General features: G+C 68.2%; 11 protein-coding genes. 5 read left to right on the top strand and 6 right to left on the bottom strand.

The genetic code is table 11. From position 1 onward, the window contains the following. Nucleotides 1-9: 9 nt before the first annotated feature. Together alr and EPA99_RS01725 are read right to left on the bottom strand one after the other, a co-directional pair. On the bottom strand, nucleotides 10-1,077 hold the full coding sequence (gene alr / locus EPA99_RS01730) for an alanine racemase (protein ID WP_129469455.1): 1,068 nt from the start codon (nucleotides 1,075-1,077) through the stop codon (nucleotides 10-12). After that, nucleotides 1,077-2,345, bottom strand: coding sequence for a D-amino acid dehydrogenase (locus EPA99_RS01725; protein ID WP_129469454.1), 1,269 nt, complete (start codon nucleotides 2,343-2,345; stop codon nucleotides 1,077-1,079). The genes alr and EPA99_RS01725 overlap by 1 nt, the downstream gene beginning before the upstream one ends. Nucleotides 2,346-2,491: 146 nt before the next feature. Here EPA99_RS01725 and EPA99_RS01720 point away from each other — a divergent pair, with 146 nt between their 5' ends. Both EPA99_RS01720 and EPA99_RS01715 read left to right on the top strand, forming a co-directional pair. Further along, entirely contained in the window at nucleotides 2,492-2,968 is a 477-nt protein-coding gene (locus tag EPA99_RS01720; protein ID WP_129469760.1) for a winged helix-turn-helix transcriptional regulator, read from the top strand. 132 nt (nucleotides 2,969-3,100) lie between these two features. Next, complete coding sequence (locus tag EPA99_RS01715) at nucleotides 3,101-5,062, top strand: alpha/beta hydrolase family protein (RefSeq protein ID WP_129469453.1); 1,962 nt, start codon at nucleotides 3,101-3,103, stop codon at nucleotides 5,060-5,062. Nucleotides 5,063-5,175: 113 nt separating this feature from the next. Here the strand turns inward: EPA99_RS01715 and EPA99_RS01710 are convergent, their stop codons facing one another. Continuing rightward, nucleotides 5,176-6,939 carry a peptide MFS transporter gene (locus tag EPA99_RS01710; RefSeq protein WP_241688222.1) on the bottom strand — a complete coding sequence of 588 codons (1,764 nt, stop codon included), beginning with the start codon at nucleotides 6,937-6,939 and terminating at the stop codon, nucleotides 5,176-5,178. A gap of 123 nt (nucleotides 6,940-7,062) precedes the next feature. On the opposite strand from EPA99_RS01710, the gene EPA99_RS01705 reads away from it, so the two are divergent. The 3 genes from EPA99_RS01705 to EPA99_RS01695 all read left to right on the top strand — a co-directional run bounded on the left by EPA99_RS01705 (nucleotide 7,063) and on the right by EPA99_RS01695 (nucleotide 13,239). Then, nucleotides 7,063-9,030 carry an OPT family oligopeptide transporter gene (locus EPA99_RS01705; protein WP_129469451.1) on the top strand — a complete coding sequence of 656 codons (1,968 nt, stop codon included), beginning with the start codon at nucleotides 7,063-7,065 and terminating at the stop codon, nucleotides 9,028-9,030. Nucleotides 9,031-9,772: 742 nt separating this feature from the next. Next, entirely contained in the window at nucleotides 9,773-11,893 is a 2,121-nt protein-coding gene (locus tag EPA99_RS01700; protein WP_129469450.1) for a S9 family peptidase, read from the top strand. Nucleotides 11,894-11,991: 98 nt separating this feature from the next. Further along, nucleotides 11,992-13,239 carry a DUF819 family protein gene (locus EPA99_RS01695; protein WP_129469449.1) on the top strand — a complete coding sequence of 416 codons (1,248 nt, stop codon included), beginning with the start codon at nucleotides 11,992-11,994 and terminating at the stop codon, nucleotides 13,237-13,239. A 182-nt stretch (nucleotides 13,240-13,421) separates the two neighbouring features. On the opposite strand, the gene EPA99_RS01690 is transcribed toward EPA99_RS01695, so the two are convergent. The 3 genes from EPA99_RS01690 to EPA99_RS01680 form a co-directional block, all read right to left on the bottom strand. Beyond that, complete coding sequence (locus EPA99_RS01690) at nucleotides 13,422-13,691, bottom strand: DUF2845 domain-containing protein (RefSeq protein ID WP_129469448.1); 270 nt, start codon at nucleotides 13,689-13,691, stop codon at nucleotides 13,422-13,424. Between the two features lie 156 nt (nucleotides 13,692-13,847). Continuing rightward, entirely contained in the window at nucleotides 13,848-14,072 is a 225-nt protein-coding gene (locus tag EPA99_RS01685) for a YbdD/YjiX family protein (RefSeq protein WP_129469447.1), read from the bottom strand. Beyond that, on the bottom strand, nucleotides 14,072-16,159 hold the full coding sequence (locus EPA99_RS01680; RefSeq protein ID WP_129469446.1) for a carbon starvation CstA family protein: 2,088 nt from the start codon (nucleotides 16,157-16,159) through the stop codon (nucleotides 14,072-14,074). Before EPA99_RS01680 ends, EPA99_RS01685 begins: the two co-directional genes overlap by 1 nt. Between the last annotated feature and the right edge of the window lie 80 nt (nucleotides 16,160-16,239).

The following is a 16,239-nucleotide window of genomic DNA, read 5'->3' as shown; positions in this document are numbered from 1 at the left end:
GGCTGGTGCTTAGCGATAGGACCGCGGCACGCGCTTGAGCCCGCACAGCAGCTGGTAGGCGCTGACCTGGCAGTGCTGGGCCAGCACGCTGGCGCTGGGCGCATCGCCCCACAGCTGCACTTCGCTGCCGACCCCGGCGTTGGGCAGGTCGGTCAGGTCCACGGTCAGCATGTCCATCGACACCCGGCCGATCACCCGCGTCATCGCGCCATCGACCTGGATGGGCGTGCCATTGGGCGCGAACTGCGGATAGCCATCGGCGTAGCCCATGGCCACCACGCCCACGCGCACCGGCGCCTGGGCGACGAAGCGCGCGCCGTAGCCGACCGGCTCGCCGGCGGCCAGGTCGCGCACGGCGATCACGCGCGAGTGCACGTGCATCACCGGCTTCAGTTCCACCGGCAGGGCAGCCCCCACCGGCAGCGGCGTGGCGCCGTAGAGCATCAGGCCAGGCCGCGCCCAGTGGCCGCGCACCTGCGGCCAGGCCAGCAGGGCCGGTGAGTTGGACAGGCTGGTGTCGCCCGGCAGACCGGCGATGGTCTGGGCGAACACCTGGGCCTGTTCGGTGGTGCGCTGGCAGCCGGTTTCATCGGCGCGCGCGAAGTGGCTCATCATCACCTGCACGCGCACCTGCGGCAGCGCGGACAGGCGCGCATGCGCGGCGCGGAAAGCCGCTGGCGACAGCCCCAGGCGATGCATGCCGGTGTCCAGCTTCAGCCAAACGTTGATCGGCGCGGCGCCTGGATGGCGCGCCAGGGCCTCGACCTGCCAATCGGAGGCCACCGCGGTCCACAGGCCCAGGCGTTCGATGAGCGCCAGTTCCTCGGGTTCGAAGAAGCCCTCAAGCAACAGGATCGGCGCGCGGATGCCGCTCTCGCGCAGCTCCATGGCTTCTTCGATGCAGGCCACGGCAAAGCCATCGGCCTCGGCCTCCAGCGCCTGCGCGCAGCGCACCGCGCCATGGCCGTAGGCATCGGCCTTGATCACCGCCAGCGCCCGTCCGCCGCCCAGCTGCCGGGCCTGCCGGTAGTTGTGGCGCAGGGCGTCCAGGTCGATCCACGCGCGCGCAGGCCGCATCAGCGACGCCCGCCGGGCAGGTAGCGGCCGATGGACAGGCCGGAAGGGTCGATCTCCGGCGCGCGCCCGGCCACCAGGTCGGCGACGAAACGGCCCGAACCGCAGGCCATGGTCCAGCCCAGGGTGCCGTGGCCGGTGTTGGTGTACAGGTTGCGCAACGGGGTGGCGCCGACGATCGGCGTGCCGTCCGGCGTGGCCGGGCGCAGGCCGGTCCAGAACTCGGCCGCGCGCAGGTCTCCGCCGCGCGGATAGAGGTCGTTGACCACCATCTCCAGGGTGGCGCGGCGGCGCGGGGACAGCGACAGGTCGAAGCCTGCGACCTCGGCCATGCCACCCACGCGGATGCGGTCGTCGAAGCGGGTGACGGCCACCTTGAAGCTTTCGTCCAGCACGGTGGAGGTCGGTGCCATGGACGCATCGGTGATCGGCAGGGTCAGCGAGTAGCCCTTCAGCGGATACACCGGCAGCGGCAGGCCCAGCGGTTCGATCAGGCCGGGCGAATAGCTGCCCAGCGCCATCACGTAAGCGTCGGCGGTCTCGAGGCGGCCATCGATGCGCACGCCGGTGACCACATCGCCCTGCCGCTCCATGCGCTCGATGTTGCAGCCGTAGCGGAAGGTCACGCCAGCGGCCTGGGCCATCTGGGCCAGGCGCGTGGTGAACAGGTAGCAGTCGCCGGTCTGGTCCTTGGGCGTGCGAAGGGCGCCGACGATGGGCGCTTGCGCCGCGGCCAGCGCCGGCTCGCAGGCGATGGTGCCGGCGCGGTCCAGCAGCGCGTACGGCACGTTGAAATCCTCCAGCACCGCGATGTCCTTGGCCGCCGCGTCCAGCTGCGCCTGGGTGCGGAACAGCTGCAGCGTGCCCAGCAGGCGGCCTTCGTATTCGATGCCGGTCTCGGCGCGCAGTGCGTCCAGGCAGTCCCGGCTGTACTCGGTCATGCGCACCATGCGCGCCTTGTTCACCGCATAGCGCTCGGCGGTGCAGTTGGCCAGCATCTGCGCCATCCAGCGGTACTGACGCGGGTCGGTGCCGGGGCGGATCGCCAGCGGCGCATGCCGTTCGGTCAGCCACTTCATCGCCTTGAGCGGAATGCCCGGCGCGGCCCAGGGCGAGACATAGCCGAAGGACAGCTGGCCGGCATTGGCGTAACTGGTTTCGCGGGCCGCACCGGGCTGGCGATCGACCACGGTCACCTCGAACCCGGCCTTGCTCAGGTACCACGCCGTGGACACCCCGATGACGCCACTTCCCAGGACCAGAACGTGCATGCAGCCTCCGCGGCAACTTTTCCTGCAAACTGGTGGCAGGACACCTTGATCGCCACAGTATATGGGCCGCCTCTCAGGACGATTTCCTGATTTGGCCGCCTCAGGCAGTGGATTCCACCAAAAACGACACGCCGGACAAGACCGCCATGGCCGTACGCCGCGAGCTGGACAAGATCGACCGCAGGATCCTGCGCATCCTGCAGCAGGAAGGGCGCATCTCGTTCACCGAACTGGGCGAGCGGGTCGGACTGTCCACCACCCCCTGCACCGACCGCGTGCGCCGGCTGGAACGCGACGGGGTCATCACCGGCTACTACGCGCGGCTGGACCCGCAGGCGCTCAAGGCCAGCCTGCTGGTGTTCGTGGAGATCAGCCTGGCCTACAAGTCCGGGGACATCTTCGAGGAGTTCCGCCGCGCGGCGATGAAGCTGCCCAACGTGCTGGAATGCCACCTGGTGTCGGGCGATTTCGACTACCTGATCAAGGCGCGCATCAACGAGATGGCCGCCTACCGCAAGCTGCTCGGCAGCACCTTGCTGACCATGCCGCACGTGCGCGAGTCCAAGAGCTACATCGTCATGGAGGAGGTCAAGGAAACCTTGAGCCTGCCGATCGCGGATTGAGTGCCAGCGCGGCCCTGGGCGCGTGCTGCGTCGCATCTGGCGTGCGCGCGTGGGGCTGGCGTAGGATCCGGCGAGCCGCATCGCGGCAGGGGCGGCCGCCATGGCCGGTGCAGGACAGGCAGGGGACAAGGAATGAAGCAGCGGATCGCAGCCATCCTGGGCTGCGCGATGGGGGTGTGGGCGTCGGCCGTGGGCGCGGCCGACCTGGACGGCCTGCTCAAGCGCAGCGCGTACAACGACATCGTGATTTCTCCCGACGGCTCCCACTATGCGGTGACCGTGGCGCAGGAGGATCGCACCGGGCTGGCGATCATGCGCCGCTCGGACAAGCAGATCGTCAGCGCCTTCAAGCTGCTCAAGGACGAACACGTCGGCGAGCTGATGTGGGCCAGCAACACCCGCCTGCTGATGACCACCCAGCGCAAGCTCGGCAAGCTGGACCAGCCGCGCGAGACTGGCGAACTGCTGGCGCTGGACCTGGGCAAGAGCCGGCCCGAGCCGCTGATCGGCTACCGCTCCGGCGATGCCAGCGTCGGACGTGCCGGGCGCTCGGACGAGCTGGCGGCGCTGTCGGTGCAGCGCTTGCCCGGCAATACGCGCAACGTGCTGGTGACCGTGTCGCCGTACTCCCGGCGCGAGACCTGGTCGCGCGTGGACCGCATGGACGTGGAGAACGCCCGTCGCGTGATCGTGGCGCGGGCGCCGATCCGCGATGCGCGCTTCTACACCGACAATGCCGGGGTGGTGCGCATGGTCACCGGCTCGGCCGAGGACAATGTCGGAAAGCTCTACCACCGGCCCAACGACACGGCCGAGTGGACGTTGATCCATGACGCGGCGCAGACCCAGCGTCGCGAATTCCCGATCGGCTTTGCCGCTGACAACCGCACCGCTTACCTGCAGGTGGAGATGCCGGAGGGGCCCGACGCCATCGTGGCGTACGACACCCAGACCGGACAGCGGCGCGAGCTGATGCGCGATGCCGTCAGCGACCCCACGCGCTTCATCACCGCGCATGGCGCCTCGCTGATGCCGGTGGGCGTGGAGTTCGGCAATGGCGCGCCGCGGACCGCGTTCTTCGATGAGAAGGGCCCCGATGCGCTGATGCAGCGACGGCTGGAGCGATCCTTCCCGGGCATGGCGGTGCGGGTCAGCTCGGTCAGCGACGATGGCGCGCTGTCGCTGATCCTGGTGTCCTCCGACCGCGAGCCCGGCAGCTATTTCCTGTTCGACAACGCCGCCAAGCAGGCCCAGTTCGTGCTGGCGCGGCGCGAGTGGATCGACCCCGCCGCGATGGCCCCCATGCGCACCATTGCCTTCAAGGCGCGCGATGGGATGCAGCTGCACGGCCTGCTGACGCGTCCGACCAATGCCACGGCCGCGGGCCCGCTGGTGGTGCTGCCGCACGGGGGACCCTTCGGCATCGCCGATCAATGGGGTTTCGCGCAGGAAGTGCAACTGCTGGCCCAAGCCGGCTACTCGGTGCTGCAGTTGAACTATCGCGGCTCGGGCCAGCATGGCTGGGCCTATCTGCAGGCCGGTGCCCGGGGCTGGGGGCTGGCGATGCAGGACGACCTGACCGACGCCACGCGCTGGGCCATCGCCGAGAAGATCGCCGACCCCGGCCGCATCTGCATCTACGGCGCCAGCTACGGCGCCTACGCCGCGCTGATGGGGGCGGCCAAGGAGCCGGCTCTCTATCGCTGCGCCGCCGGCTACGTGGGCGTGTACGACCTGCCGATGATGGTCAAGGAAGATTCCAAGCGCAGCGTGCGCCTGGGCAACTGGGCCGACGACTGGGTCGGCAAACCCTCGGAATTGGCCGCGGTCTCGCCGAACCTGCTGGCCGACCGCATCAAGGTGCCGGTGTTCCTGGCGGCCGGCGGCGAGGACGAGGTGGCGCCGATCAAGCACAGCGAACGCATGGAAAAGGCCTTGCGCGCGGCCGGGGTGCCGGTGGAGACGCTGTACTACCCGACCGAGGGCCACGGCTTCTACACCCAGGAGCATCAGAAAGCCTTCTACACACGGCTGCTGGCGTTCCTGGACCGTCACATCGGCCGCACCGGCGCGGTGGCCGCAAAGCCGGACTGAGGCTGGCAAGTTCCAGCGCCCACACGTCTGAGTGGCGCGCGCTGGCGCAGGACAGGCCGCGGACCGATCGCGCGCCAAAAACGTGTTGCGCGACCGGCGGGTCAGTCAGCGGGCTAGCGGTGCGGCTGCATCAGCCGCCGCAGCAGCGGCGCGGCCAGCATCGCAATTACGCCGCAGCCGATGCCGATCCACATCAGCAGCCAGAACAGGTGCGCGTAGCGCGCGGCGGCGTCGGCCAGGTTGAGCGTCTCGCCCTCCGGCACCTCGATGGCCGCCAGCTTGCCGAACAGCGCGGCCAGGGTCTCGGAGAACGCCGTAGCCAGGAACCAGGCGCCCATCATCAGGCTCATCACCCGCGGCACCGCCAGCTCGGTCACCGCCGACAGGCCGACCGGGGACAGGCACATCTCGCCGATCTCCAGCACCAGGTAGGCGCCCACCAGCCACCACACGCTGGCCAGCTGCCCGGTGCTGCCCACCTGCTGCGCGGCCAGGGCCAGCGGCACGAAGGACAGCCCGCCCAGCACCAGGCCCCAGGCCGATTTGGTCGGCTTGGACGGGTCCAGCCCGCGTCGGTCCAGCCAGGCCCACAGCCCGGCGAACAGCGGCGCCAGCAGCACCAGAAACAAGGCCCCCAGGTAGGTCAGCGAGCCGGCGGTCTGCGGCAGCACCAGGCAGTCGCGCACCAGCAGCACCAGGATCAGGGCGATGGCGCCGCCGAACATCCGCTTGGGCGCGGAAGACCCCGGCGCGCGCTCGGACATGCGCGCGGCCAGGACGAAGGCGGCCGGCGCCAGCAACAGGGACAGCATCGACCAGGGCAGCGGCGTGCCCTGGCGGATCACCAGTGCCGGCACCAGGTCCTTGGTCAGCAGGCGGTCGGTGAAGGTGACCCAGGAGCCATAGGTCTGCTCGTAGAGGGTGAAGAACACCAGCGCCATGAAGATCAAGGCCATCAGCGCCCACATCTGCCGCCGCTGCTGCGGCGTGCAGCGCGTGCCGGTGAACCAGGCGAACCACAGCAGCACGCCGCCCAGCACCACCAGCATCAGCAGCAGGGCCAACGACACGTCCCCGCCCAGCGCGAAGGCCCCATTGGCCGCGGCCCACATCAGCCAGGCGATTGGCACCACGCCGACGATGGCCAGCAGGTAGATCAGCCACTCCCGGCGCAGCCCGCCCACCGAGGCGCGCAAGGCGTCCGGGTCGGCCGGTTCGGCGTGGCCATCGAGATAACGCTGGCCCCACAGGAACATCGCCAGCCCCGCCAGCATGCCGATGCCGGCCGCACCGAAGCCGTACTTCCAGCCATAGGCCTCGCCGATGTAGCCGCACACCAGCGAGGCGAACAGCGAGCCGAGGTTGATGCCGGCGTAGAACAGCGAAAAGCCCGAATCGCGGCGCGGGTCGTCCTCCGGGTACAGCTTGCCGACGATGGTGGAGATGTTGGGCTTGAGGAAGCCCACGCCCATGATGATCAGCGCCAGCGACAGGTAGGTGATGTTGAGCGCGCGCTCGTCGCGCACCAGCGTGCCGCCGATGCGCGTGGCCGCCGTGCCCTCGAAGGCCATGCCGATGTGACCCAGCACCAGCAGCACGCCGCCGAACACCACCGCCTTGCGCATGCCCAGCCAGCGGTCGGCCAGCAGCCCGCCGATCACCGGGATGCAGTACACCAGGCCGCCATAGGCCCCCAGCAGGTCCAGGCCGGCGCGATCGCCGAACAGGTGGTACTTGGTGAGATACAGCAGCAGCAGCGCCTTCATGCCATAGAAGGAAAAGCGCTCCCACATCTCGGTGAAGAAGCACACGTAGACGCCCTTGGGGTGTCCGAGGAAGTCGCCGTGGCGGGCAGAGGCAGCAGCACTGTGGGCCAACGAGGAAGCTCCCGGATTCATCGCCGCGAGTATAGCCAGGCGTGCGCGCCAGTCCCGGCGGCCACTTTCCGCGCCCAAGCGCTTGGGGTAGCGTTGTCCGATTCTGTTCGCCCTGGTGCCCGCATGTCCGCCTCTTCCCCTCCGCAGCTCACCATTCGCGCGGTCGTCCTGGCCGTGGTGCTGGCGGTGATCCTGTCCGCCGCCAATGCCTACCTGGGCCTGTTCGCGGGTCTGACCATCGCCACCGCCATTCCTGCCGCGGTGATCTCGATGGGTGTGCTGCGGGTGCTGGGCGGTGGATCGATCCTGGAGAACAACATCGTCCAGACCGGTGCCTCGGCCGGCTCGTCGATCGCCGCCGGGGTGATCTTCACCATCCCTGCGCTGGTGATCATGGGGTACTGGCCGGACTTCAAGTACTGGTGGGTGCTGGGCATCGCCGGCTTGGGTGGCCTGCTGGGCGTGCTGTTCTCGGTGCCGCTGCGGCGCTCGATGATCGTGGAGGATCCGCTGCCGTTCCCGGAGGGCAAGGCGGCCGCCGAAGTGCTCAAGGCCGGTGAGAACCCCGGCCCGGGCCTGAAGATCCTGGGCGTGTCGGCGGTGATCGGTGCCTTCGTGAAGCTGGCCGCCGAGAGCGGCCTGCGCCTGATTCCCGATGCCTGGGCGACCTCGGCCTACGTCGGCGGGTCCAGGGTCACCGCGTTCATCGGCTCCAACCTGTCCCCGGCGCTGCTGGGCGTGGGCTACATCGTCGGCCTCAACGTCGGCATCGTCGTGGTCTCCGGTTCGATCCTGACCTGGCATATCGCCATCCCGCTGTACCAGGCCTTCTTCGTCGATTCGGACCCGGCGCTGGCAGCGTCCATCGCTGGCGCCTCATCGACCGAGGCGGCTTTCGCCATCTGGGGCGCGAAGATGCGCTACCTGGGCGTGGGCGCGATGCTGATCGGCGGCATCTGGACCCTGATCTCGCTGCGCAAGTCCCTGCTGGGCGGCATCAAGAGCGGTTTTGCCGCCGCGCGCAAGAGCGGTGGCCCGGTGCTGGCCCACACCGAGCGCGACCTGCCGATGAAGTGGATGCTGGTGGCGCTGGTGGCCTTCACCCTGCCGCTGCTGGCGCTGTACCAGGCCATCGTCGGCCAGTGGCACGTGTCGATCCCGATGACCTTGATCATGATCGTGGCCGGCTTCCTGTTCGTGTCGGTGTCGGCCTACCTGGCCGGCCTGATCGGCTCGTCCAACAACCCGGTTTCGGGCATCACCATCTCCACCATCCTGTTCGCGTCGGCGGTGCTGGTGCTGTTGCTGGGCAAGGATGGGCTGATGCCGGTCGGCAGCGGCGGCGCGCCGCTGGGCGCGGTGGCCGCGATCATGATCGGCGCGGTGGTGTGCTGTGCGGCGGCAGTGGGCGGGGACAACCTGCAGGACCTCAAGGCCGGTTACATCGTCGGCGCCACGCCCTGGAAGCAGCAGCTGATGCTGGGCATCGGCGCCTTCTCCTGCGCGCTGATCATGGCGCCGGTGCTGAACCTGCTGGCGACCGCCTATGGCATCGGCGTCAAGTCCGAGCTGCATCCCAACGCGCTGGCCGCGCCGCAGGCCAACCTGATGGCCTCGGTGGCCAAGGGCCTGTTCGGCGGCGCGCTGCCGTGGACCTTCATCGGCATCGGCGCGGTCCTGGGCGCGGTCATCATCGCCTTCGACAGCTGGCTGAAGGCGCGCGGTTTCCGTTTCCGCGTGCCGGTGCTGGCCGCGGCCATCGGCATCTACCTGCCGCTGGAGCTGATGGTGCCGGTGTTCCTGGGCGGCCTGATCTCGCACCTGGTCGAGCGTTTCCACAAGGTGCGCGCCGACGACGAGGAGGGCCGCGACCGCGTGCACAAGCCTGGCGTGCTGTTCGCCGCGGGCTTGATCACCGGCGAGGCGCTGATGGGGATCGCCATCGCCGTGCCCATCGTGGTCACCGGGCGTGCCGACGCGCTGGCGCTGCCGTTCCATCTGCCGGCCGCGCAGTGGCTCGGCCTGGCCCTGCTGTTCCTGGTCGGCTGGCTGCTGTACCGCACCGGCAGGAAGGGTGAGCAGGGCGCGTAAGCGTTGATCGTCCGTTCGGCGCGAGATTGAAAGGGCGGCCCGCGGGTCGCCCTTTTTTGTGGCGCTTCTTCGTGAAGACGGGAGAGAGGCGCGAGGCGTGTGGGGATCGCGGCTTCGGAGCGGCAGCATCCGGAGGGCGGTGGCCGCTCTTCCCTCGGTCAGGGCATCCAGGCGCTTGGCTCACTGTCTCGCTTGCCGCAGCTACCCACCGCCGGCTCGACGCTGCACGCCTCAGGCGAGATGCTTTCTTGGAAGCAGTCCAAAACCATCAGGTCGCGAGCCCGGGCCCGAGTCGGGTATGGCGGAAAGCGGGCCAAGGATGGCCCGCGGCGGCGAGTCAGCCATGGATGGCTGACCGAGCCGAGGAGCCATGCCCGGCTCGGGCCCGGGCTAAGTAGCGGAGCCAGCTTTTTGCGACCATCCAGATCGCCTCGGGGAGTTCTCACCGTTCCTCATTTCGGCGAGGTACCTGTCACATGGTCGACAGAGCGGTTCCGCGCCGCCAGGGAGGTGATCCGCAGCAGATCGACTTTCAGGCGAACCCCGCCGTGAAATGCTCAGGCACTCAGCCCGTAGTGCCCCGGGGCAAGCCTCTTCGCGGATGAATCCGCTCCCACAAGAGACTTGAACGCGCACCGCGTCTGATGGGCTCGTACGTTGGCCTGTGACTTCAGGCCTTTGCCCCGATCCGGGCCGCGGCCTACCATCGGCGGCTTTCCCGATCGTCTTGCGGAGCCTGCAGATGAAGCTGTCCCAGCGTCTTGCCATTCCTGCCACCCTGGCGCTTGCCGTGCTGTCGGCCCTGCCGGCCGCGGCGCAATCGCGTGGCTTCACTGTGCGCGACATGGTGGCCCTGGAGCGGGTGTCCTCGCCGGTGCTCACGCCCAACGGCGCTGTGGTGATCTTCGCCAAGCGTGAGGTGCAGCCCGATGGCAGCAAGGCCACCACCAGCCTGTGGCAGCGCAACCTGCGCACGCGCGACCTGGCCCCGCCGAGCCGGCTGACGCCGGAAGGCTGGAACGTCAATTCGCCCAGCCTGTCGGCCGATGGCAGCACGGTGTACTTCCTCAGCGCCAAGTCCGGCAGCCAGCAGCTCTACGCCATGCCGCTGGCCGGCGGCGAACCGCGCGCGCTGACCGGCATGGCCGTGGATGTGGACAGCTACCACGTCTCGCCCAAGGACGACCGCATCGCCTTCAGCGCCAGCGTCTACCAGGATTGCGGCGCCGACCTGGACTGCACCGCCAAGCGCGTGGAAGCCAACGGCAAGAAGCCTGCCTCCGGCGTGGTCCACGATGCGCTGTTCGTGCGGCACTGGGATACCTGGAACGACGGCCGCCGCAATACCTTGTTCGTCGCGCCGCTGCCGGCGGCCGGTGCGCAGCCGGTGGTGGGCGCCACGGCGATCAGCGCCACGCTCGCCGGCGACGTGCCGGGCAAGCCCTTCGGCGGTGGCGAAGACTACACCTGGTCGCCCGATGGCAAGACCCTCGTGGCCAGCGTCCGCATCCCCCGGCCGCACGGCAAGGCGCCGGGCAACGACGAGCCCTGGTCGACCAACTTCGACCTGTATCGGCTCGATGCGGCCGGCAAGGCACGCCCGGTCAACCTGACCGCTTCCAACCCCGCCTGGGACGCTGGCCCGGTGTTCAGCGCCGAAGGCAAGACCCTGTACTACCGCGCGATGAAACGCCCGGGCTTCGAGGCCGACCGTTTCGGGCTGATGGCGCTGGACCTGGCCTCGGGCAAGTCGCGCGAGATCGCGCCCAAGTGGGACCGCTCGGCCGACGGCCTGCAGGTCTCGGCCGATGGCAAGACGCTCTACGTCCCGGCGCAGGAACTGGGCCAGCACCCGTTGTTCGAGGTGGACATCGCCACCGGCAGCGTGTCGCAGCTCGTCGGCGGCAGCAGCGTGGCCGAATTCGACGTCAAGGGCGGCACCTTGGCGGTGATGACCAACTCGCTGCAGACCGGCAACCAGCTGTTCACCTCGCAGGTCGGCGATCGCGGCGCCGACGCAGCCGCGCAGATGCGCGCGATCACCAAGAGCGCTAGCGAACTGCTGCCTGAGGTGAAGTTCGGGCAGGCCGAGCAGTTCCAGTTCAAGGGCTGGAACAACGAGACCGTGCATGGCTATGTGGTCAAGCCGTGGAACTACGAGGAAGGCAAGACCTATCCGGTGGCGTTCCTGATCCACGGCGGCCCGCAGGGCAGCTTCGGCAACGGCTGGAGCTACCGCTGGAATCCGCAGACCTACGCAGGGCAGGGCTATGCGGTGGTGATGATCGATTTCCACGGCTCCACCGGGTATGGCCAGGCCTTCACCGATGCGATCAGCCAGCACTGGGGCGACCGTCCGCTGGAAGACCTGCAGAAGGGCTGGGCGGCGGCGCAGAGCAAGTATCCGTTCCTCAACGGCGACAAGGCCTGCGCGCTGGGCGCCAGCTACGGCGGCTACATGGTGTACTGGATGGCCGGCAACTGGAACAAGCCGTGGAAGTGCCTGGTCGACCATGATGGCGTGTTCGACAACCGCATGATGGGTTACAGCACCGAGGAGCTGTGGTTCAGCGAATGGGAGAACGGCGGCACGCCCTGGGACAACGTCGAGAAGTACGAAAAGTTCAACCCGGTCAACCACGTCAAGGACTGGACCGTGCCGATGCTGGTGATCCACGGCCAGCTGGATTTCCGCATCCCGGTCGAGCAGGGGCTGGCGGCCTTCACCGCGGCCCAGCGCAAGGGCGTGGAGTCCAAGTTCCTTTACTTCCCCGACGAGAACCACTGGGTGCTCAAGCCGGCCAACAGCGTGCTGTGGCACGACACGGTCAACGACTGGCTCAAGCAGCACATCGGACAATAAGGAAGCGGGCCCGGGCGATCGCTGCCCTGCGCGCGGATGCGTGCGCAGGGCAGGTCGGGTAATTTCGTCGCTGCAGTCCAAGAAAACCCGAGGTCGTGGTGCCCAAGTCTTCCGCGCTGATCCAGAACGACATCGTCCTGTTCGGACTCATTGCCGCCACCCTGGCGCTGGTGTTCTGGACCTCCTCCCGCAAGAGCGGGTTCTGGGCGAAGTTCTACGGCGTGGTGCCACCCCTGCTGTTGTGCTATTTCCTGCCCGGCCTCTACAACAGCCTGGGCCTGATCGACGGCGCCAACAGCCAGCTCTACAACCCCATCGCCAGCCGCGTGCTGCTGCCGGCCGCGCTGGTGCTGCTGACGCTGACCATCGACCTCAAGGGCGTGCTGAAGCTGGGGCCGAAGCTGCTGGCCATGTATTTGGGCGCCTCGGTCAGCGTGATGATCGGGGCCTTCGTCGCGTTCTGGCTGATGGGGGTGATCCATCCCGCCACCGTCGCAGGCGACACCTGGGGCGGCATGGCCGCGCTGGCCGGCAGCTGGATCGGCGGCGGCGCCAACATGGTCGCGATGAAGGAGGTATTCGAAGTCGATGAGACCACCTTCGGCCAGTTCGTGGTGCTGGATGTGGGCATCGGCTACGTGTGGATGGCGGTGCTGATGTTCCTGGCCGGCAGCGCCAAGCGCATCGATGCGCGTTCCGGCGCCGACACCGGCGCCATCGAGGATCTCAAGCAGCGCCTGGCGGCCTACCAGGCCCAGCACGAGCGCATCCCCACGCTGGCCGACCTGATGCTCATCGTCGGCATCGCCTTCGGCGTGGTCGGCCTGGCGCATGCGATGTCCCCATCGCTGGCCGGCTGGCTGGGCGCCAACTTCGCCTGGGCGCGGCAGATGAGCCTGGATACGCCGTACGTGTGGGTCGTGGTGTTGTCCACCTGCGTCGGCCTGGCGCTCAGCACCACCCGCGCCCGCACGCTGGATGGGGCGGGGGCCTCGAAGATCGGCACCTTGCTGCTCTACATCCTCATCGCCTCGATCGGCATGCAGATGGATATCGCCGCGCTGCTGGATCGCCCGTGGCTGTTCCTGCTTGGGCTGATCTGGATCCTGGTGCACATCGGCTTGCTCTGGGCCCTGGGCAAGCTGCTGAAAGTGCCGTTCTTCTATTTCGCCATCGGCTCGCAGAGCAATATCGGCGGCCCGGCCTCGGCCCCGGTGGTGGCGGCGGTGTTCCACCCGGCACTGGCGCCCGTGGGCGCGCTGCTGGGCGCGCTCGGCTATGCCACCGGCACCGTGCTGGCGTACTTGGTGGGTATCGGCCTGCGCGCCATGGCCGGTGCCGGGTGATCGACGTCGATTACCGATGCCATGTCATGCCCAGGCGGGCGAGTTGCGTCCGCGGCATGCTCCATCTGCGAAGGCAGGGCCTTTCGCGACACTGACGCAACACTGATACGGTGCAGCGGGTCATTGGCGGCGGCGTACGCCGCACGATGTACGCCCAAGAGTGCTAACGCGGGGCGCGCCCCTCAGTCGTAGACCTCCTGGATATCCACGACCTTGCCGTCGCGGAAGACGATCTGGATGGTCTTGCGTTCCTGGTCGTACTCCCAGCGCTCGCCGATGTTGGCGCTGAACTTGTTTTCCAGCGGCACCACGCGGTTAGGCGTGCCCGCGACCTGGCTGACCTTGCCGGCGCTGTCGCCGGTGGTCACCAGCCGATTGCCGAATCGCGCGCTGGCCGCGGTGGCCGAAACCGTGATCGCACACAGGGTGAGTGCCAGTAGTCGCCTGCGCATCGTGTTCTCCTTGAATCGCCGTTATACCAGGCGCCACTCTAGCGGAGGGCGCAGGTGCCGCATGAACCGCCAAGGCCGCACTGCATGCGCGGTTAAGTCAAACGACAACGGCGCCTTGCGGCGCCGTTGTCGTGATGCACCTGCAGGCCCGAGCCCTCAGCAGCAACGGAAGCCGTTGCCGCCGCCGAAGCGGGCTTCCTGCCGCTCGCGGAAGAAGGTCTTGTAGTCCATCGGCGTGCGGTCCGGATGCTTTTCCAGCACGTGGCGGACGTAGTTGTCGTAGTCGGGGATGCCGCAGCACAGACGCGCGGTCTGCACCAGCCGCCGCCACACGCGGCGGTGCGCCTGGAACTGCCCGACCGGAACCAGCTGGGTCCCCATTACAGGTCCGCCATCTGGTGCGGCTCGAGCGCCACGTACTTGGTCTCCTTGTCCGTGCGCTGCGGGCTGCGACGCGCGGCCAGGATCGTCTTGACCGAGTACACCAGCACTGCGGCCACCACGAACAGGAACAGCGCGGTCAGGCCGGTGTTGACGTAGGCGTTGACCACGATCTGATGCATCTGGCCCAGGTCCTTGGCCGGCGCGGTGATGGTGCCCGAGGCGATGGCGTCCTGGAACTTCCTGGCCTGGGCCAGGAAGCCCTGCGCCGGGTTGTCGTCGAAGATCTTGATCAGGCCGGCGCTGGTCGTGCACAGCAGCAGCCACACCGCCGGGATGATGGTCACCCAGGCATAGCGGTCACGCTTGAGCTTGAACAGCACCACCGTGCCCAGCATCAGCGCGATGCCGGCCAGCATCTGGTTGGAGATGCCGAATAGCGGCCACAGGGTGCGGATGCCGCCGAAGGGGTCGGTCACGCCGGTGTAGAGCAGGTAGCCCCACAGCGCCACGCAGCCGCCGGTGCCGATGATGTTGGCGCCCCAGGACTCGGTCTTGCGCAGGGCCGGCACGAAGTTGCCCAACAGGTCCTGCAGCATGAAGCGGCCCGCGCGCGTGCCGGCATCGACCGCGGTCAGGATGAACAGCGCCTCGAACAGGATGGCGAAGTGGTACCAGAAGGCCATCGTGTCCTCGCCCGGCAGCACGCTGTGCAGGATCTGCGCGATGCCCACGGCCAGGGTCGGCGCGCCACCGGCGCGGTTGAGGATGGTGCTCTCGCCGATCTCCTTGGCGGTGGCTTCCAACACGTCGGGGGTGATGACAAAGCCCCACTCGGTGACCTTGGCGGCCACCGTGGCCACATCGCCACCGACGATGGCCGGCGGCGAGTTCATGGCGAAGTACACGCCCGGCTCGATGATGGCCGCGGCGACCAGCGCCATGATGGCCACGAAGGATTCCATCAGCATGCCGCCGTAGCCGATGTAGGGCATGTGGCGCTCGTTGGCCAGCAGCTTGGGCGTGGTGCCCGAGCTGATCAGCGCATGGAAACCCGAGACCGCGCCGCAGGCGATGGTGATGAACAGGAACGGGAACAGGCCGCCCACCCACACCGGGCCCTTGCCGTACTCGGGGCTGCCGAAGGAGCCGAACTGCGTCAGCGCCGGCATCTTCAGGTCGGGCATGACCACCAGGATGCCGATGGCCAGGGCGACGATCGTGCCGATCTTGAGGAAGGTGGACAGGTAGTCGCGCGGCGCCAGCAGCAGCCACACCGGCAGCACCGAGGCGACAAAGCCGTAGCCGACCATCATCCAGACGATGGCTTCCTTGCTGAAGGTGAAGGCCGGGCCCCAGGTCGGCGAGGCGGCGATCTGCCCGCCGCCCCAGATGGCGCCCAGCAGCAGGATCAGGCCGACCACGGAGATCTCGCCGATCTTGCCTGGGCGGATGTAGCGCATGTATACGCCCATCATGACCGCGATGGGCATGGTGGCCACCACGGTGAACATGCCCCAGGGGCTCTCGGCCAGGGCGTTGACCACCACCATCGCCAGCACCGCCAGGATGATGATCATGATCAGGAAGGCGCCGAACAGGGCGATGGTGCCAGGCACCTGACCCATCTCCTCGCGCACCAGATCGCCCAGCGAGCGCGCGTCGCGGCGGCTGGAGATGAACAACACCATGAAGTCCTGCACCGCACCGGCCAGGACCACGCCGCAGATCAGCCACAGCATGCCGGGCAGGTAGCCCATCTGCGCGGCCAGCACCGGGCCGACCAGCGGGCCGGCGCCGGCGATGGCGGCGAAGTGGTGGCCGAACAGCACATGCTTGTTGGTGGGCACGAAGTCCAGGCCGTCGTTGCGCAGCACCGCGGGCGTGGCGCGGGTGGCGTCCAGCTGCATCACCTTGTTGGCGATGAACAAGCCGTAGTAGCGATAGGCGACGAGGTAAATGGACACCGCGGCCACCACGATCCACAGCGCGTTGACGGTCTCGCCTTGCCGCAAGGCCACGGTGCCGAGGCAGAACGCACCCAGTACCGCCAGCGCGGCCCAGGCGATCTTCGAGAACCCTTTCATGGAGTAGCCCCTTGGAAACTGCGACAAGGGTCTACCCATGCGTGTAACGGGTCAACGCATATTCCGGTTACGCGCGGTAG

Origin of the sequence: Pseudoxanthomonas composti (genome assembly GCF_004122095.1) — a bacterium.
Taxonomy (GTDB): Bacteria; Pseudomonadota; Gammaproteobacteria; order Xanthomonadales; family Xanthomonadaceae; genus Pseudoxanthomonas_A; species Pseudoxanthomonas_A composti.
Note: the sequence above shows the minus strand (reverse complement) of the source record. Positions and strands in the feature narration are given on the sequence as shown.